Source organism: Acinetobacter sp. YH12132 (assembly GCF_013418645.1).
GTDB lineage: Bacteria > Pseudomonadota > Gammaproteobacteria > Pseudomonadales > Moraxellaceae > Acinetobacter > Acinetobacter indicus.
In genome coordinates this window covers 116,596-133,535 of sequence record NZ_VPBR01000005.1, presented here as the reverse complement: position 1 = coordinate 133,535, position 16,940 = coordinate 116,596, and the positions used below count along the sequence as shown (strand labels likewise).

The window sequence follows — 16,940 nt, the reverse complement described above, 5'->3', positions numbered from 1 at the left end:
CCTTTTCATTCCACCCAAAAATACGGACCTGAATGCGTCCGTATTTTTTATTGCTTGATATCTGCTTAATTGACCTGACGGATCGGTTGGCCCTGCTGAAACGCGATCACGTTTTCTACCATTTGCTGCACAATCCGCTGCCGCGCATCTACACTGCCCCATGCACTATGCGGGGTTAAAATTAAATTGGGAATAGCTGGGTCTAACAGGATATTGCCCTGCTTGGGTGGCTCGACACTCAGCACATCCATCGCCGCACCGGCAATTTGTCCGGACTGTAAGGCTTCGGCCAGCGCCGCTTCATTGACAATACCGCCGCGGGCACAGTTAATTAAAAACGCGCTATGTTTCATGGCAGCAAACTCAGCCGGCCCGATTAAATCCCGGGTATCTTCGGTCAGTGGACAATGCAGGCTTAAAAAATCCACCTGCGGTAACAGCTCGGCAAAAGGCACCCGCGACGCAGATTGTGGCCGGTTGGCGAGAGCAGCAATTTTGACCTGCATGCCGAAGGCTTCGGCTAGCTTGGCCACTGCCTGCCCCAACTCACCATAACCGACAATGCCCAGCGTTTTTCCAGCCAGCTCGACAATTGGATAATCCAGCAGACAGAACTGGCTAGAACGCTGCCACTGGCCCTGTTGCACCGCCTGATGATAAGGCACAAAAGAAGTAGCCAGATTTAACATCAGCATTAAGGTATGTTGCGCCACTGCGGCCGTGCCATAACCCTGACAGTTACACACCACCACACCCTGGCGGCGTGCCTGTTCCAAATCGACATTATTGGTACCGGTGGCTGAAATCAGGATCAGTTTAAGCTGCGGGCATTGCTGTAATGTCGCGGCATCCAGCAAGACTTTATTGCTGATAATCACCTCGGCAGATTGCACCCGTGGCAGCAGCTCTGCAGGCGAAGTAGTTGGATACAGCGTTAACTGCTGCTGAAAGACAGCGTTTAAGTCTTCTAGCTGTAAATCATCCTGATCCAGCGAGGCAAAATCCAGAAATACGGCGTTCATGTGGTGCATCCTCTCATCATGGCGTGAAGAAATTAAAGCACACTTGTAGCGCTGCGCGTCAGTTCAAAATGGGATGCCCACAAAAAAACGCCCATGATTTCATGGGCGCTTGCTGTGATAATTGCGTAAAGAAAAGCGGATTTGCCGAATAACATAAATGGTTAAAGCCAATACCAATAACAGGCCACTGCCGAACACCATATAGGCTGAATAATGCACCGTTTGTGCCGAAGCAACGGACGGAACAGCCCAACCCAGCAGGCTCAGTACCACAACAGACAGAGGTCGAATGGTCATAACACTACCCTACTTTTATCCACTGGTTGTTTTATATCCACCTTCATCTTAGCCTGAATATAAAATAAAACAAGGACTTCGGGGTCAGTGCAGTTTTGGCTTACAGCACCACTTCGGGCTGGGTCACAAATTTGGCACTTTCCGGGCTATCATCGACAAATTCATTGCCGCCAAATTCATCACTACTTAAATTCAGCTGTTTATAACTCAGCACATAATAATCGCTGTATTTTTTAATCACGATGGGGTGCATACCGGCGCTGAGCTCATCCTGTTCCTGAAACAGTTTCATGACCTGACGATCATTCATGGCCACAATATAACGCTGGTCATTCAGCCAGATTTGTACCAGTCCATTGCCCTTGGCATAAATCGGAATCAGGAATTTATGGTTTAAGGCCACAGCACTGGCAGCATAGCTTTCGATCTTCTGGCTAATGACATTAAATACCAGCCCATGGCCAAAACAGTCCATCAGCTGGCGGCGGCTTTCCTGCGGCAGGTTAAACTGAATCCCGAGTTTATGCAGGTCATGCTGATCGACCTGTTTATTGCTGAGCAGCGAGCGAATCAGGTTCTGCTTGAGCTTGGCATCAAAAAAGCCGCTGTCCAGTTGCAGTTCGTTATTTTTCAGGATTTGCCCCAGCGCATGTTTGTGCCGTGGCAACAGGTTTTCAATCAGCTTGCGATAGTAGAACTTGCTGTTCTTTTTGACCTGACGCATCTTCTGGTAAAAATGTGCCGGATCAAAAGGATGGCTAAGAAAATCATTGAGCAAATCGGAACTGGCCAGCACCGCAATCGCATCATGTCCGGTAAACGGTAAATGCAGGGTCTGCAGCGAAGGCAGTACCGCCTGCAGTTTTAAATACTGGGCGCGGTCTTCGGCATAGTGCGGATCATAAATCACGATATATTCGCGCTCAGCCGAAACATCTTGGGGCTGAATACGCATGTCAGCATTGTGTTGCGGATGGAAGAACATATTGTAGCGCGTGTCCAGAATATCTTCCGGATCAATCGAATATTGCGGCACCAGTGCCACCACACGTTGCAAATCCAGCAGGTTGGAATATTTGATGGCCGCATAACCACCCATCGAACCGCCATAGCCAATACGCTGCTGAAACGGCGCAATGGTGGCGGCAATTTCATTCAGCATCGCGCGCATCGACTGTTCGGGAAACCAGGATTTCTCCTTTGGCATGATGCCAACCACATTATAGCCGTGTTTGCTCAATGACTTTTCAGCATTAATGGTCAGGCCTTTGGCGCGGGTAATTAAATCGCCAAAAGAAAAAATCAGCGCCTCTGAATGACCGGGCATCCAGATGACGCGGATATGATCGTCTTCAAAAATTATGTGTTTATCCATTCCCACACCAGAGCTGCACAGCCCTCTATCAAGATTCAAAATAACAAATAGACCGTATGCCGACGACTAAAAAGCGAATATGTTATTTTATAGATGCCCGGCAGATAAAAAAGCACAAAATATGACACAATTCCTCCATCCTGCAGCAGAACAAGGCTTTTCCACAGCCGCCAAACTTTATCAACAGGTCCGACCAAGTTATCCACAAGCGCTGGTTGCATGGTTAAAAAACCAGCTTAAATCTGATGCCGCACCGGTCTGTGTCGACCTAGGTGCCGGTACCGGTAAATTCCTGCCGATTCTGCAACAGCTTAGCCCGCATGTGATTGCTGTTGAGCCGGTGGCCGAAATGCTGGCACAACTACAGCAACACTATCCTGATGTGCAAAGCATTCAAGCCTATAGTCATGCCCTGCCGCTGCCTGATGCCAGTGTCGATGCCGTCTGCTGCGCGCAGTCCTTTCACTGGTTTGCCAATCTTGAAACCCTGAACGAAATTTACCGGGTGCTGAAACCGGGTGGCCAGCTGTTGCTGATCTGGAATCAGCGTGACACCAGCATCGACTGGGTCAAGGCACTGGCCGACCATATAGCACCGCTGGAAGGCGATACCCCGCGTTTTCATAGCGGCCAATGGCGACAGGTCTTTTCGGCTGCGACCGGCTTTAACGCTAACGCAGAAGCTACTTTTCAGCAATGGCAAAGCGGTACAGTTGAACAGGTGGTGTCAAAACGCCTGCTTTCTACCAGTTTTATTGCCGCGCTGCCTGAACACCAGCAACAGCAGCTGAAACAGCAGTTCGAGCAGATGGTGCTGCAATATACAGGCAAACAGCCGCAGCAACAAATTGACTTTCCCTACCTGACCCATGTGTATAGCTTTACAAAAATTACAGAACAATAAGGATGAACCTGTCATGTCCAATCTGATTAAACCTTTATCTCTGGCCTGTCTGCTTGGCAGTGCACTGCTGCTGAGTGCCTGCGAGCGCAATCCATCACCAGAACCGAAGCAGGAATTAAGCGCCGAAGATCAGGTGCTGCAGGAACTGAAAAGTGAGCCGGTACGCACTTTCCCAAAAACCGAGCAGGACTTGCATGACCTGCAGCTACTAACCGACTATGAACAGCGCTTTGGCCAGATGAGTGAGGAAATGGAAGCCGAACTGATGCAGATGCAGCAGCAAGGCACGCTGGATGATGGCTTTGCACGAAGCCGGCAAGGTGACAATATCCAGTCGGCACTGAATATGCTGAAAGCGCTGGATTTAAAGACCGAACAGGGCCGCTATATCCAGGGCCTGATGTATGAATATTGGGATCATCAGGCTCAGCTGCATGCCCAGCAACCAGCTTCAGCTGCATCGGAGAGTGCACCAGACAGCGTTAAAGGTCTGGGGAAATTTATTCATGCCCAAGAGCAATTAGAACACTGGCGCGACCAGTATCCACAGCTCGAGCATTAAATGATATGCACAACCTCAGGGCCCTAAATAGCCCTGATTTTTTACAGGCAGGATGTCTGTGAGTTTTACTGCCCTGTAGCGAGATAGGCATGTACACCTTCCCCAGCTGCCCGTCCGGTGGCAAAACAGGCCGTGAGCAAATAGCCGCCGGTGGGTGCATCCCAGTCCAGCATTTCACCGCAGCAAAATACTGCCGGATGATCCTTCAGCTGTAACTGCGGGCTGAAGGCACTGCGTTTGATTCCGCCGGCACAGCTAATCGCTTCTTCAATCGGGCGAAAACCCGTTAATTCAATCCGTAGCTGTTTGATCTGTGCCGCCAGTGCCTCCGGCTGATGCCATAAGCTTTTATCGACCAGTTCACGCAGCAGACTGCTTTTGGCTGCATCTAAACCGGCTTTACGCCAGACATTGCTAAGTGACTGCTTTTTACTGGGGTGTAATTTTTTGGCCAGCTGCGCCTGGGACTGCTCGGGCAGTAAATCCAGAAACAGCACCATGCGCTGCTGCTGTTTCAGCTGTGCACGTAAGGCCCGGCCCTGCTTATAAATCAGGCCGCCTTCCAGTCCATAATGGGTCAGGACAATATCGCCGATACTGCGCGTATGCGGTTCTACCCAGGCCTCAACCCGTTTTAAAGGCTGACCAAACACTGGCTGCATAAAGCTGGACCACGGATATTCCACCCCGGCATTGCTGGCCTGAAATGGTTCAATCTGCTCTGGACGGAGCCAGTCCTGCCAGGCACCATCACTGCCTAATTGCGACCACGACAGCGCACCACAAGCCAGCACAATCGCATCAAATGCTTCACTGCGCAGTTGCCCATGTTTTAAGTCCAGAATCTGCAGCTGTTGCTGCTCAAGGCCTTTGACCTGCTGGCGGTAATGAAACTGCACCCCATTATCCGCCAGTCGTTTTAACCAGGCCCGTAATAGCGGTGCAGCTTTCATCTCCACCGGAAATATCCGCCCGGATGAACCGACATAAGAGCGAATGCCCAAGCCTGCCATCCAGTCCTGAATCCAGCCAGCATCCCAGCGCTGAATCCACGGCGCCAGCCAGTCGGCCTGATCATAACGCTGAATAAACTGCGGCACTGCTTCGGCATGGGAAATATTTAACCCGGTTTTTCCGGCCATTAAAAACTTGCGTGCTGCCGAAGGCTTCTGCTCATAGACATGCAGGTTATAGCCATACTGGCTGAGCACCTCAGCCGCCATCAAGCCGGCCGGGCCTGCCCCGATAATGGCAATCCGCTTGGACATGCTTATTCTTCCACTGCCTGCGCTGGCGACTGGCCCTGAAGCGGCTGAAAATCGTCAAAACGGGTACGATACCCTTCCGGTTTGCGAATAATCAGTTGCTGGCACAATTCACCGCGCTGCAAATATTTAATTTCAAAATGGGTCCGGGCAGAATCGGCGGCAATCCGCTGTTTCTCAAACGGTAGTTTCCATAGCGCCAATAATTGCTGTTCAGCTTCGGCAATATATTCAGGGATATTACTGGCCAGGGTAATCTGTCCATTCGGTTGCAAACGTGACAGCAAAAACTCAAAAAATGGCATGTTCAGCCAGCGCTGGGCCGGATTATGCGGCTCCGGATTCGGATATAAAATAAAGCACTGCTCGACTTGCGCCGGATATAGCGCATGTACAATCCACGGTAAGGCATCGGCATGGACTGGCTGCAGATTGGCATGCGGTTCTAATCCATGCTGCTTTTGCATGGCCAGAAACTTTTCCCGGGTGCGCTCAATCGCATACAGGGTTTGCTCAGGATGTTGCCCACTGAACAACAGCGCGTGCTTGCCTTTGCCTGCACCAATTTCGATACAGACAGGAGTATTGGCAATGGCTTGAAAGTCACGCGGAGCATGCATACGCTGGGCTTGAAATTGACGAATGGGCATAATCAGATCAAACTTATAAAAAACCGCACAAGTCTATCAAGTGCAGCTGTTTTTGCCTAATCTAATCCGGGATTTTATCAGGAGACCCGCATGCCACGTACATTCCCTTGCCCACGTTGTGGTGAACCTTCTGTCTGGGAAGGCAATGAATTTCGCCCTTTCTGTTCCGAGCGTTGCAAGCTGATTGATTTGGGCGCCTGGGCCAGTGATGAATATCGCCTGCCGACTCAGGATGCACCCTCGGTAGATAACCCGGAAGACTAAAACCGGTTACGCGGTTTTACAAAAAGCCGCTTTTACTGGAAAGGTGTAATAAAAATCCTACACATTTAAAACTTCTTTGCGCAAACAGCGCACACATTTAAAAATTTTACTGCAAAACGTTACCCTATTCGCATTCGGTTCTTTTTTAAATGGCCTCGAGATTCTAATTATCGAGCCCTGTATGCCCACGCTCCTGAAAATTCTTTTTTTCGCCTTTCTGCTTGCCGCAATCTTAATGCTGGCGGTCGGTTTATATAGTCAGGATACGCTGCTGATTGGGGTGGCGGTATTATTTGCCTTAATGGCCTGGCTGGTGGGCATGGAAGCGAAAAAACAGCTGAATGACCCGTTTCGCAAATAAATGGCAATCAAAACGGCGCAATAAAAAAGTCAGCACTGTGCTGACTTTGGTTAGGGTGAAATTTGCAGATTAACCGGCCTGCCCCGCCACAAAAGGATTGTGCTGTTTTTCAAAACCAATGGTACTGATCGGACCATGCCCTGAAATAAACTGGGTTTCATCGGGCAGGCTAAAACATTCACGCTGGATTGAATCCAGTAATTGCTGATGATTCCCTCGCGGGAAATCTGTCCGGCCAATCGAGCCTTTAAACAGCACATCACCGGTCCAGAGCAAACCGTAATTGGCATTATAGAACATCACATGACCTGGGGTATGTCCCGGCGCAAAACGCACTTCAAACTGTTCATTGCCCAGCTGCAGCTGCTCACCACCTTCCAGCCACTGATCCACCTCGACCTTTTCAGGAATCGGGAAACCATAACGCGCCGATACTTCCTGAATCATATCCAGCCAGAATGCATCTTCCTTATGCGGGCCAATGACCGGCACATCCCAGCGTTTTTTTAAGGCGCCGACAGCACCGGCATGATCCAGATGACCATGAGTTAACCATAAGGCTTTCACAGTTAAGCCCAGTGCTTCAACTTCTGCCTGCAGCTTGTCCGGTTCGCCGCCCGCATCAATCAAAATGGCGTCTTTGCTTTCTGCATCCCAGACGATGGAACAGTTTTGGGCAAATGCCGTGACCGGCACAATTTTGACTTGTAACATGGGTTAAGCGTCCTGTTGAAAATGGGCAAAAGTCTGTTTCAGCGCATCCAGATTAGCCTGAAGCAAGGCATTCAGCAATTGTAAATGATCGTCCCGCTGGTTGAGCGCCGGAATATAGGCATAGTGTTCCCCGCCCGCCTGCTGAAAAATCTCGGCATTTTGTATCGCCAGTTCTTCCAGGGTTTCCAGACAGTCGGCAGAAAATGCCGGACTCATGATTTGAACCGATTTGACCCCCTGCTTGCCCCATTCTTCGAGCAGCACATCGGTATAGGGCTTGACCCATTCCTGCTTGCCAAAACGTGACTGGAAGCTGATCGCCCACTGATCCTCATTTAAACCCAGCGCCTGTGCCACCAGTTGAGCGGTTGTGCGACTGCGCTCGGCATAGGGGTCGCCTTTATCGGCATAGGGCTGTGGAATACCGTGAAATGACATCAGCAGTTTTTCCGCCGGACCATGCTCGGCCTGAAATTCGCGCACACTCTGCGCCAAAGCCTGAATATACAAAGGATGCTGATAATAATCGCGGATAATGCTCAGCCCCGGCAAATTGCGCTGCTGCGGAATCCATTTGGCTATAGCATCATATAGCGGCGCGGTAGAAGTTGCGGAATATTGAGGGAATAGTGGCAGGACAAGGAGATGATCTTGCGGCTGCTGGGCCAGCTTTGCCAGCAAAGCGTCGATGCCCGGGTTGCCATAGGTCATGGCTGGCACAATATTCAGCTCAAATTCCGGGTAGAGCGGAGTTAAGGTCTGTCTGATGGCATCAACCTGCGCCTGCAAAATTTCGCGCATAGGCGAATCCTGATTCCAGACCATGGCATAAGCATGTGCCACGCGTTTGGGGCGAAACGGTAAAATAAACAGCCTTAAAATGATTTGCCACAGCAGTTTGGGAATTTCAATCACCCGCTGATCAGACAGGAACTGTTTCAGAAAACGTCGTACCGCGGGCACAGTCGGTGCATCCGGTGTGCCCAAATTGGCCAGAATAATGGTGATTTTCGGTTTCGCAACAACAGACATTAGGCTCTCAGGAATCATCAGGGAACGCGTTTACTTTAACAGCTTTCCCGTCTGTTACTAAATGAATTAATACGTCGATTTATATTGAAAAACACGATCATTATCAAGCAGGTTACTGTCCAGCAACTTCTGCCCTTTGGCTGTAGTCTGCCATAGCATACGCTGGCGTTCATCCCGGCCGGCCTGCACAATCCAGTCATTCTGGCGCATCTGCATTTTAATGGTATGCAAGGCACGAATATTGATTTGCGCCCGTGCCACCGCATGCGCCCGTGGCATTTCACGCCGCGCATCAGTCAGGCCGGTATCATTTAAATATTCATTCATGCGTTTGGAAAAATATTCTTCCGGGGTCGGATGAATAAAGGTCGAGCCTAAAATACTGAACAGCTGCGCCCAGGTCAGCTGTTTTTGTACTTTCAGTTCTTTAAAATTACCATCCTGATAGGCATGCATCCGGTATTCAAACTGGAAAGCTTCATGCATGGATACTTTGGGCAGGCTTAAGAATGGATCGGCTTCGGTCTTGCCAAGTTCATTTTTTAACTGGGCCACTTTGGCCTGTAGCTGCTCGATTTCATCATGCAGGGCCTGGGTATTTTGCGGACGCACCCAGCCCACCACCGGATAACGCTCCAGCATTTGCGGCATATTAAAGCGTACCGCCAGCTCCAGATCACGCAAGCTGCGATAGCAAAACACCTGATCGACTTCCTGCTGTAACAGGCGACGGAATTCTTTAAATTTTTCCCGCAGTTCAGGTTTGGCATCCTGCAAGCTGGCATCACGTGAATCCGGGTCTTCATGCATAAACACAATCATCGGTTTCTGCTTGGTGACCGCGTAAATATATTCCAGATGCATATAGCCCACACCCGATACCGACTGCTCGCCATACTGGCTGCCCAATAACAGCACCACATAATCGCAGTCATCAATCTGACGACGGGCAAATGCCGTACTCAATGGCGTACGCTGCTCCAAGCCCCAGGAAAAGAAGCCCATTCCCACCAAGGTCTGTGTCAATACCATGCGTTCCGGCTGCATCTCTGAACCGGACGTAGAGATAAATACCTGATAGCGTTTATCGAGCATTGGCTCTCCTTCCTTCCCTCAATAGCTGAAGCGCCCAATGGGCATCAGTATTGTTCCCCAATCAAAAAATAAGTCATGCTGAAGCAATCATGTTGCTTTCTTTATGGAGCTGGCTTAGCGTGGCAGATTGGAAATTTTCCAGCGGATCTGCTCAGGCATCAGACGCCCGACAATCGGTTGTAAATGTTCAGCATTTTGACCGCTGACATAACAATGAATCTGCACCTGATCGGCTCGGCTCTGTTCAAATAATAACTCATTTTTCGTTAAAATGCGGGAAGTTTGACGCGCAACGGCAGTTCCTGAGTCAATTAATGTCAATTTCTGACCAAAAATAGACTGAATCGCAGTTTTTAAGAAGGGATAATGGGTACACCCCAGCACCAGATGATCTGCGCCAGCATCCACCACTGGCTGTAACAGTTCACTTAAAGTAGTTAAACAGGCAGCACTCATTTGCGCTCCGCTTTCCACAAAAGGCACCAGCTCAAGCGAGGTTAAAGGAATCACTTTGACCTCGGCCGGCAAGGCAAAACGCTGAATCACGTCTTTAATTAGCTGGCCACGAAAGGTCGCCGGTGTCGCCAGCACAGCCACGGTTTTGGTTTTGCTCTGCAGTACCGCCGGTTTTAAGGCTGGGACCAAACCAACAATCGGGAAATCTTCCCCATAATGCGCACGCAGATAATCCAGGCTAAAGGCCGAAGCAGTATTGCAGGCCACCACTGCAATTTTACAGCCCTGCCGATACAGCCACTCGATAGCCTGAGCGGTCAGTTCGCGAATTTCCTGATCATCACGCGGACCATAAGGCACATGCGCCGTGTCGGCATAATAAACAATCTGTTCATTGGGCAAATGCTGGGCAATTTCCAGCGCCACCGACAAGCCGCCAATGCCTGAATCAAAAATCCCGATTGGCGCATCCGCCTGCGCTCTGGTCATAGGGTGCAACAAAGGAGCAAGGGGATGAATGGCGGTCATGGCAGCGGAATGAGCAGTTTGAAATAGGATGGCTCAAGCTTAAACCTCAGGTGCCTAATTGCAATAGCAAATCACCACTTTTCAGGCTTAAAATTGCATCGCCCTCGGCATTTTCCTGCAAGCTGCCCAGCTCGACCAGATGAAAAAAAGCCGCGCGCTGGATCAGGGCATTTAGGCCAAAACGCACATGCACATAGGGACGCAACTCCCCTTCATATTCACGCATAAAGATCGGATGCTGCTCATCGACAATCACCAGGTCCTGGGTGGTAGTGGTCAGTTGCAGATAGGTCTTGCCTTCAATATCAACTTGATCTACCTGATTGACAAATAAAGGCTCATCTTCCACCTCAATTTCAATCTGCTCGACCGGGGTTTTTAAATAGAACGTGTGACCTTCTTTCCAGAGTACGGTAGAAAACAGCTCAATTAATGACTGGCGCTTCACCAATTGACCTTCGTGCCACCATTCTCCATTGGCTTTTACCGTTAAATCCATTTTGCCACAATGCTTTGGATGCCATTGCTCCAAAGGGGGAATTGACCTTTTGTGACCGGGCTGTGCATCTTTTAAGTATTGCGCAATGCCCATTAAATTTTTATCATCAGAAAATGCTACTTTTTTCGTCGGATTTGGTTCATTGTGCTCATTGTTCATCATTGAATACCCTGCTGACGGAAAAATAATATGATTCAGCCAATTGGCTAGACCAAGGTTTAAAACTATACTAGCCCACAATATAAAAGACACGATAGCAAATTTGTGTCTAGGAACTAAGAACACTCATGGCAGCACCGGATTCTGAGATGACGGTTGCCACCTTCTAGTATTATGAGGAGTCCTACATGGAACACATCGAACGTGAATCGATGGAGTTTGACGTAGTTATCGTAGGTGCTGGCCCTGCGGGTCTGTCTGCGGCGATTAAAATCCGTCAACTTGCAATTGAAAATAACCTGAATGATCTGTCCGTTTGTGTCGTAGAAAAAGGCTCCGAAGTCGGTGCGCACATCTTGTCAGGTGCGGTGCTGGAACCACGTGCCATCAATGAGCTGTTCCCGAACTGGAAAGAAGAAGGTGCACCGTTAAATGTACCGGTGACAGAAGATAAAACGTTCTTCCTGCTGTCTGAAACCACTTCGAAAGAAGCACCACACTGGATGGTGCCAAAAACCATGCACAACGATGGCAACTATGTCATTTCACTGGGCAACGTGGTGCGCTGGTTAGGCCAGAAAGCCGAAGAACTGGAAGTGTCTATTTTCCCGGGCTTTGCGGCGTCTGAAATTCTGTACCATGAAGATGGCACAGTAAAAGGCATTCAAACCGGTGATATGGGCATTGGTAAAGATGGTGAACCGACCCACAACTTTGCCCCAGGTTATGAACTGCATGCCAAATACACCCTGTTTGCTGAAGGCTGTCGTGGTCACTTAGGCAAACGCCTGATCCAGAAATTTAATCTGGACAAAGATGCCGACCCTCAACACTACGGTATCGGCATTAAAGAGCTGTGGGAAATTGATCCGGCCAAACATAAACCAGGTCTGGTGATGCACGGTGCTGGCTGGCCATTGTCTGAAACCGGTTCTTCCGGCGGCTGGTGGCTCTACCACGCGGAAAACAACCAGGTCACACTGGGGATGATCGTCGATCTGTCTTATGAAAACCCACATATGTATCCATTTATGGAAATGCAGCGCTGGAAGACTCATCCTCTGATTAAGCAATACTTGGAAGGCGGTAAGCGTATTTCTTATGGTGCGCGTGCCGTAACCAAAGGTGGCTTTAACTCGCTGCCTAAATTCACTTTCCCGGGTGGTTCCTTAATTGGTGATGATGCCGGCTTCCTGAACTTTGCCAAAATCAAAGGTTCTCATACCGCAATGAAATCCGGCATGCTCTGTGGTGAGGCAGTCTTTGAAGCAATTGCTGCCGGTGTCGAAAAAGGTGGTGATCTGGCGATTGCCCGCGTGACTGAGGGTGAAGATTTCTTTGTAAAAGAATTAACCTCTTACACTGAGAAGTTCAACAACAGCTGGCTAAAAGAAGAGCTTTACAACGCGCGTAACTTTGGCCCGGCAATGCACAAGTTTGGTCAATGGTTTGGTGGTGCGTTTAACTTTATCGACCAGAACATCTTTAAAGTGCCGTTTACCCTGCATGACTTGGTGCCTGACTTCAGTGCATTAAAAACTGTAGATGCAGTGAGCTTTAAGCCGAATTATCCAAAACCGGATGGCAAATTAACCTTTGACCGTTTGTCTTCAGTATTCGTTTCCAACACCGTACATGAAGAAAACCAGCCTGCACACTTGAAGCTAACCAATGCCTCGATTCCGGTTGATGTGAATTTGCCTAAATGGGATGAGCCGGCACAGCGTTACTGTCCTGCGGGTGTGTATGAAATTATGGAAAATGATGATGGTTCCAAGCGCTTCCAGATTAACGCAGCCAACTGCGTACACTGTAAGACTTGCGACATTAAAGATCCATCGCAGAACATCACCTGGGTAACACCGGAAGGTGGTGGTGGTCCAAACTATCCAAATATGTAATCTCGATTGAGATCAAAATAAACCCGCGTAAGCGGGTTTATTTTTTCTTTCTTAGATAAATCTAACTCAATACTTATAGCTATTTTTATTTTTGTTATTTTAGTAAAAATATATACTAAAGTTATAGTAAGCCGTTCATGACTGAGTTTATTCTTCCCCATCAAACTGCCAATACACATCCCCCCAATCACTTTCAAAATCAGGGAAAGTATCTCCGTGTTTAAAATATTGGCGTGAGTTTTCTTTGGCAAATGTATACCAGTAACCTGCGTGTGGGCAGGGTTCTCCAGCGAGTACAATATCAATTCTTTCTGGTTCTTGAGCTTCGACTTCCACTCGTTTTAATTCAGGCCATGTACTGTCTTTATCAAATCGAGCAATCCATTGTTTCGCACTTACTACATCAAAACGTGGGTTTGGATCATCTGACCATGCATCTAAGGTCGTAAGTTTTAAGTTATCACAACGTATCGGTTTAATTAGCTCATTTGCCAATACCAATAGATCAGGGACACCTTCTTCAACTGGATAAAGTGAGAGCTCGCCCAAACGGATCCATAGACTATATAGATTAGGATTTTCTGAATCCTCTATTTTAGTTATTTCAATACGTGGATCATTGAGTTTTTCGCGAATTTGCTCTTCACTTAAACCTAACTTTTCTAGCCAATAGGGCGAAAGTAAAAAACACCATGTTGGGGTACGAATTCCTCCACCTAAAGCGTCACGATCTTCTGAGACAAACATATTTTCATGAGAAAACTCCATCCCAGGATGATCTATATCGAGCCCGTAAAAATAATCCGTAAAAGTCCGCTCAACTGTTTCAAACTCTGGAGATACAAATGCAAATTGCCCTGTATTTCCTATTTCATAGCCACTATAGGCTTGAATTGGGTTAAGCTTTTCTAGACACTGCTTAACAAAATGATGCCACCTAACTGGATTAGATCTATACCATTTATCACCAAAGGTTAATTTAATACTAGAATAACGTTCATTTGAGTCTCTAATTTTAGCGCCTAAGGCCCAACGTGCACTTTGATTAGGAGATTCTGCAGATGTTGCACCAATATAGTAAATAAAATGTTTTTTATAAACCGTTGTCATTTCCGTTAACATTTCGTTACGACTTCTAATCCACTTATTAGCCTTTTTCCATACTTCAGTATCACTCCTAAACCTTAATTGAAAAGGCTTATCTATAATAGAATTTTCAAATTCGATATAAATAGCCACAACTTTATTTAATATTTCTACACAATCTTTATTACAAATATAAAAAGTAACACAAGGACAAACACCAAATTCTTGGTTTTCCTCCCCATAAAGAATTGAAGTATCTTGAGGAATATCCCGAACTAACTCCTCTATTTCTTGTTTACTTAAATAGAGTTGTGATGTACTCATTATATTAATTTCCTCTTCTACCTCTTGTATTCCCTTGAGTTTAAGCTTTACTTTGATCCTTTGACGTAGCATCTCCATGTTAACGAAAAATTGAAAATTATTGTTTTTATTCGCAGATGGCTTTGTTGCATAAATATGTAAGCATCTGATTTAAATAAATTTAATTTTGGATCAAAAAATAATCAAAACTTTTAAAATCATATAGTTATGAAATCTTTGTGCAACAAAGCCGGTGTTTTCTAAACTTTTACTGATCTGACTCTCACCATATTCTAAGCGTCTTCTACCACCAACGCCTGTAAAACCGCCCGAAAGGTCATGATCTTGCACTTTAGCTATTATTTTATCAACTTTGCTCAGCTCCCCATTAAATGGGGTTCCAACCCCAGAAACATAAATAGGATGATTTAACTTCACTGGCGACTTTGTACGCTCAATTTCGAATAAACTATAAGATTGTGCATTTCGCCATAACTTTGCTGGGTTGGCGAGCTTTCCTTTATCTTGGTCTGCTTCTAAATTGTTTCCTGTCCCATCAAAAAAAACAGAAATATTAACTACATCCGCACAATCTTGCTTGGCTTGTGGATGCAGATTACTGACATCTTGATTGCTATTTTTTATTTTTTGTAATTGAGAAACCATATTCTTACCTTTTTATTTTTTATCATTCTCATTTAATTCATCAATTAATTCTGATCTTACTTCTAATCCCTTTTTTGTAGCATCAGGCATATTCCGCCCTTCAGTCAGTGTGATTTCAACCGTATCATCTGGATAAAGGTGCACTGCTAAATAGCTTTTTCCTTTTAAGTCCTCTTTGGTCAGATAAGGAACATTTTTTGCAACGTGTTGTTTACGAATATTTGTTTGTCCCCATGTAACATATTGTGGTCCAGTAATAATCGCAGATCGTTTAGTGGCTGCCCCAAAGCCTCCTCCAACCTCCTCGCCATTCACTCGTACAATATATGGTCTATAACTTGGATCATAGCCAAATGATGTGGTCGTTAGAACATAGGTTTTACCGGAACCTGAACTGCAACCAACCAAACCTAAAGCCAAGCCTACTGGCAGCATCACAATTTTTTTAAATATATTCATCACATCACCTGTCGCGACTCCAACTTCTTTTCGAACGGCTTCGAAAAGTTAATATTGATTTGATTTTCACCATATCTTATCCGTCTTACACCACCTGTAAGCTCATAATCTTGCACTGTGGCTATTCTTTTTTCGACTATATTTAGCTCACGATTAAATGAGGTTCCGACACCAGATACATAAATAGGATGACTAACTTGAATCCCCATCAGCACAGTCTTGTTTTTTTGTGGACCAAGATTATCTACATCTTGATTTGTATTCTTAACTTTTTATATTACTTATCATAGGACACCACTATTTATTATTTTTCTCTTTTCGTAGTTTATTTCTCCATTCTAGCCCTTTCTGTGTAGCATTAGGCATGCTTTCAGAATCTGTAAGTGTAATTTCAACACTATCATCCGGATAGAGATGCACTGCTAAATAACTTTTTCCTTTTAAATCCTCTTTGGTTAAATAAGGAATATTTTTTGCAACGTGTTGTTTACGAATATTTGTTTGCCCCCATGTAACATATTGTGGTCCTGTAATAACTGCCGATCTTTTCGTACCGCCACTACCAATTAACTCTTCATTTAACAAAACATCATATGTGCGATAACTTGGATCATAATTAAAGGAGGTTGTCGTAAGTATATAAGTTTTACTTGAGCCTGCACTGCAACCAACCAAACCTAAAGCCAAGCCTACTGGCAGCATCACAATTTTTTTAAATATATTCATCACATCACCTATAATTTTTAATTTACTTAAAGAATATTCCTAACTTCACGTTTCTTTGATGCCAAATTAATTGTGTTAGCATAAAGTTATGTTTTATGAGTTTATTCGTTTTCGTCAACTAAACTCTCTAAGTCTTCCATCGCCTGATCCATTGTCATCATCTTATTTTTCACTTTTAGCAGCACACTTTGAAGCAGCTCTTCTTGCTCGAAAGTATTTTTATATATCAACGTTAGACAAATAAAATTTAAAATATCCCGAGTACCTTCCAAACCATATTCACGTGCTAATGCTATTTTTTCCACAACATACTGGTAAAGTTCCCATTCATTAAAGCCCTCAACTTTAAGTGATGTGCTGAAAAAGCTACCGACACACAAAGTGACCCAAATTGAAGAATTGCTGCCGCACTGCTGGAAACCTGAATCGAATTAAAAATTGGTATGGGATTCAGCGGACGCTTACTTTGGATCGAACCAAATGGCAATATTCCCACGATTAATGAGAGCTCGGTTATATGCGGGCCAATTGGTTGTGCGGTAGATTTTGTGTGTAGGCTTCTTCATTTGGAAATTATATTGCCGAAGGAGTCCTTAAGAATAGCTTTGTGCAACAA

General features: G+C 46.2%; 20 protein-coding genes and 1 pseudogene. 5 read left to right on the top strand and 16 right to left on the bottom strand.

Annotated elements, in window-relative coordinates:
- Positions 1-65 precede the first annotated feature (65 nt).
- The 3 genes from FTU67_RS07645 to FTU67_RS07635 all read right to left on the bottom strand — a co-directional run bounded on the left by FTU67_RS07645 (position 66) and on the right by FTU67_RS07635 (position 2,694).
- Entirely contained in the window at positions 66-1,022 is a 957-nt protein-coding gene (locus FTU67_RS07645; RefSeq protein ID WP_180006765.1) for a 2-hydroxyacid dehydrogenase, read from the bottom strand.
- Between the two features lie 99 nt (positions 1,023-1,121).
- The gene (locus FTU67_RS07640; protein WP_005181929.1) at positions 1,122-1,319 is read right to left on the bottom strand and encodes a hypothetical protein; all 198 of its coding nucleotides are present in this window, start codon (positions 1,317-1,319) and stop codon (positions 1,122-1,124) included.
- 100 nt (positions 1,320-1,419) lie between these two features.
- On the bottom strand, positions 1,420-2,694 hold the full coding sequence (locus tag FTU67_RS07635) for a hypothetical protein (protein ID WP_016659613.1): 1,275 nt from the start codon (positions 2,692-2,694) through the stop codon (positions 1,420-1,422).
- Positions 2,695-2,815: 121 nt separating this feature from the next.
- Here FTU67_RS07635 and FTU67_RS07630 point away from each other — a divergent pair, with 121 nt between their 5' ends.
- Positions 2,816-3,598 carry a class I SAM-dependent methyltransferase gene (locus FTU67_RS07630; protein WP_171525510.1) on the top strand — a complete coding sequence of 261 codons (783 nt, stop codon included), beginning with the start codon at positions 2,816-2,818 and terminating at the stop codon, positions 3,596-3,598.
- Between the two features lie 13 nt (positions 3,599-3,611).
- A complete protein-coding gene (locus FTU67_RS07625) occupies positions 3,612-4,160 on the top strand; it encodes a hypothetical protein (protein WP_180006764.1) in 549 nt (182 codons plus the stop codon).
- Positions 4,161-4,225: 65 nt separating this feature from the next.
- Here FTU67_RS07625 and FTU67_RS07620 read toward each other — a convergent pair whose 3' ends face one another.
- Together FTU67_RS07620 and FTU67_RS07615 are read right to left on the bottom strand one after the other, a co-directional pair.
- Positions 4,226-5,428 carry a TIGR03862 family flavoprotein gene (locus tag FTU67_RS07620; RefSeq protein WP_180006763.1) on the bottom strand — a complete coding sequence of 401 codons (1,203 nt, stop codon included), beginning with the start codon at positions 5,426-5,428 and terminating at the stop codon, positions 4,226-4,228.
- A gap of 2 nt (positions 5,429-5,430) precedes the next feature.
- Positions 5,431-6,081: an SAM-dependent methyltransferase gene (locus FTU67_RS07615; RefSeq protein WP_171066723.1), complete on the bottom strand. Its 651-nt coding sequence runs from the start codon at positions 6,079-6,081 to the stop codon at positions 5,431-5,433.
- A gap of 84 nt (positions 6,082-6,165) precedes the next feature.
- Between FTU67_RS07615 and FTU67_RS07610 the strand changes: the two genes are divergently transcribed.
- Together FTU67_RS07610 and FTU67_RS07605 are read left to right on the top strand one after the other, a co-directional pair.
- Complete coding sequence (locus FTU67_RS07610; protein WP_005181919.1) at positions 6,166-6,339, top strand: DNA gyrase inhibitor YacG; 174 nt, start codon at positions 6,166-6,168, stop codon at positions 6,337-6,339.
- Between the two features lie 181 nt (positions 6,340-6,520).
- Positions 6,521-6,700 (top strand): hypothetical protein, encoded by a 180-nt coding sequence (locus tag FTU67_RS07605; protein WP_005181916.1) that lies wholly within the window; start codon positions 6,521-6,523, stop codon positions 6,698-6,700.
- Between the two features lie 69 nt (positions 6,701-6,769).
- On the opposite strand, the gene FTU67_RS07600 is transcribed toward FTU67_RS07605, so the two are convergent.
- The 5 genes from FTU67_RS07600 to FTU67_RS07580 all read right to left on the bottom strand — a co-directional run bounded on the left by FTU67_RS07600 (position 6,770) and on the right by FTU67_RS07580 (position 11,183).
- Entirely contained in the window at positions 6,770-7,414 is a 645-nt protein-coding gene (locus FTU67_RS07600) for an MBL fold metallo-hydrolase (protein ID WP_163146170.1), read from the bottom strand.
- 3 nt (positions 7,415-7,417) lie between these two features.
- A complete protein-coding gene (gene hemH / locus FTU67_RS07595; protein ID WP_005181909.1) occupies positions 7,418-8,446 on the bottom strand; it encodes a ferrochelatase in 1,029 nt (342 codons plus the stop codon).
- Positions 8,447-8,512: 66 nt separating this feature from the next.
- The gene (locus tag FTU67_RS07590; protein ID WP_127801785.1) at positions 8,513-9,541 is read right to left on the bottom strand and encodes a DUF4062 domain-containing protein; all 1,029 of its coding nucleotides are present in this window, start codon (positions 9,539-9,541) and stop codon (positions 8,513-8,515) included.
- A 114-nt stretch (positions 9,542-9,655) separates the two neighbouring features.
- Entirely contained in the window at positions 9,656-10,525 is an 870-nt protein-coding gene (murI, locus tag FTU67_RS07585) for a glutamate racemase (protein WP_127801786.1), read from the bottom strand.
- A gap of 46 nt (positions 10,526-10,571) precedes the next feature.
- Positions 10,572-11,183, bottom strand: a complete 612-nt coding sequence (locus FTU67_RS07580; RefSeq protein WP_034598302.1) for a DUF1285 domain-containing protein — start codon at positions 11,181-11,183, stop codon at positions 10,572-10,574.
- A 188-nt stretch (positions 11,184-11,371) separates the two neighbouring features.
- On the opposite strand from FTU67_RS07580, the gene FTU67_RS07575 reads away from it, so the two are divergent.
- A complete protein-coding gene (locus FTU67_RS07575) occupies positions 11,372-13,084 on the top strand; it encodes an electron transfer flavoprotein-ubiquinone oxidoreductase (RefSeq protein WP_016659624.1) in 1,713 nt (570 codons plus the stop codon).
- Positions 13,085-13,231: 147 nt separating this feature from the next.
- On the opposite strand, the gene FTU67_RS07570 is transcribed toward FTU67_RS07575, so the two are convergent.
- From FTU67_RS07570 to FTU67_RS14250, 6 genes and pseudogenes are all read right to left on the bottom strand, one after another.
- Positions 13,232-14,494 carry a type VI immunity family protein gene (locus FTU67_RS07570; protein ID WP_180006762.1) on the bottom strand — a complete coding sequence of 421 codons (1,263 nt, stop codon included), beginning with the start codon at positions 14,492-14,494 and terminating at the stop codon, positions 13,232-13,234.
- Positions 14,495-14,665: 171 nt separating this feature from the next.
- The gene (locus FTU67_RS07565) at positions 14,666-15,139 is read right to left on the bottom strand and encodes a hypothetical protein (RefSeq protein WP_228289504.1); all 474 of its coding nucleotides are present in this window, start codon (positions 15,137-15,139) and stop codon (positions 14,666-14,668) included.
- A 12-nt stretch (positions 15,140-15,151) separates the two neighbouring features.
- Entirely contained in the window at positions 15,152-15,598 is a 447-nt protein-coding gene (locus FTU67_RS07560; protein ID WP_168369752.1) for a hypothetical protein, read from the bottom strand.
- 297 nt (positions 15,599-15,895) lie between these two features.
- Entirely contained in the window at positions 15,896-16,324 is a 429-nt protein-coding gene (locus FTU67_RS07555; protein WP_075167225.1) for a hypothetical protein, read from the bottom strand.
- A gap of 101 nt (positions 16,325-16,425) precedes the next feature.
- Positions 16,426-16,704 (bottom strand): hypothetical protein, encoded by a 279-nt coding sequence (locus tag FTU67_RS07550; RefSeq protein WP_228151051.1) that lies wholly within the window; start codon positions 16,702-16,704, stop codon positions 16,426-16,428.
- A gap of 84 nt (positions 16,705-16,788) precedes the next feature.
- A pseudogene (locus FTU67_RS14250) lies at positions 16,789-16,890 on the bottom strand (IS5/IS1182 family transposase); the annotation flags it as partial.
- Positions 16,891-16,940: the final 50 nt, after the last annotated feature.

Bases quoted from the DNA above. Each gene is read 5' to 3' on its own strand.
- FTU67_RS07645 (WP_180006765.1), bottom strand. From the start codon at position 1,022: ATGAACGCCGTATTTCTGGATTTTGCCTCGCTGGATCAGGATGATTTA.
- FTU67_RS07640 (WP_005181929.1), bottom strand. From the start codon at position 1,319: ATGACCATTCGACCTCTGTCTGTTGTGGTACTGAGCCTGCTGGGTTGG.
- FTU67_RS07635 (WP_016659613.1), bottom strand. From the start codon at position 2,694: ATGGATAAACACATAATTTTTGAAGACGATCATATCCGCGTCATCTGG.
- FTU67_RS07630 (WP_171525510.1), top strand. From the start codon at position 2,816: ATGACACAATTCCTCCATCCTGCAGCAGAACAAGGCTTTTCCACAGCC.
- FTU67_RS07625 (WP_180006764.1), top strand. From the start codon at position 3,612: ATGTCCAATCTGATTAAACCTTTATCTCTGGCCTGTCTGCTTGGCAGT.
- FTU67_RS07620 (WP_180006763.1), bottom strand. From the start codon at position 5,428: ATGTCCAAGCGGATTGCCATTATCGGGGCAGGCCCGGCCGGCTTGATG.
- FTU67_RS07610 (WP_005181919.1), top strand. From the start codon at position 6,166: ATGCCACGTACATTCCCTTGCCCACGTTGTGGTGAACCTTCTGTCTGG.
- FTU67_RS07605 (WP_005181916.1), top strand. From the start codon at position 6,521: ATGCCCACGCTCCTGAAAATTCTTTTTTTCGCCTTTCTGCTTGCCGCA.
- FTU67_RS07600 (WP_163146170.1), bottom strand. From the start codon at position 7,414: ATGTTACAAGTCAAAATTGTGCCGGTCACGGCATTTGCCCAAAACTGT.
- hemH (WP_005181909.1), bottom strand. From the start codon at position 8,446: ATGTCTGTTGTTGCGAAACCGAAAATCACCATTATTCTGGCCAATTTG.
- FTU67_RS07590 (WP_127801785.1), bottom strand. From the start codon at position 9,541: ATGCTCGATAAACGCTATCAGGTATTTATCTCTACGTCCGGTTCAGAG.
- murI (WP_127801786.1), bottom strand. From the start codon at position 10,525: ATGACCGCCATTCATCCCCTTGCTCCTTTGTTGCACCCTATGACCAGA.
- FTU67_RS07580 (WP_034598302.1), bottom strand. From the start codon at position 11,183: ATGAACAATGAGCACAATGAACCAAATCCGACGAAAAAAGTAGCATTT.
- FTU67_RS07575 (WP_016659624.1), top strand. From the start codon at position 11,372: ATGGAACACATCGAACGTGAATCGATGGAGTTTGACGTAGTTATCGTA.
- FTU67_RS07570 (WP_180006762.1), bottom strand. From the start codon at position 14,494: ATGAGTACATCACAACTCTATTTAAGTAAACAAGAAATAGAGGAGTTA.
- FTU67_RS07565 (WP_228289504.1), bottom strand. From the start codon at position 15,139: ATGGTTTCTCAATTACAAAAAATAAAAAATAGCAATCAAGATGTCAGT.
- FTU67_RS07560 (WP_168369752.1), bottom strand. From the start codon at position 15,598: ATGAATATATTTAAAAAAATTGTGATGCTGCCAGTAGGCTTGGCTTTA.
- FTU67_RS07555 (WP_075167225.1), bottom strand. From the start codon at position 16,324: ATGAATATATTTAAAAAAATTGTGATGCTGCCAGTAGGCTTGGCTTTA.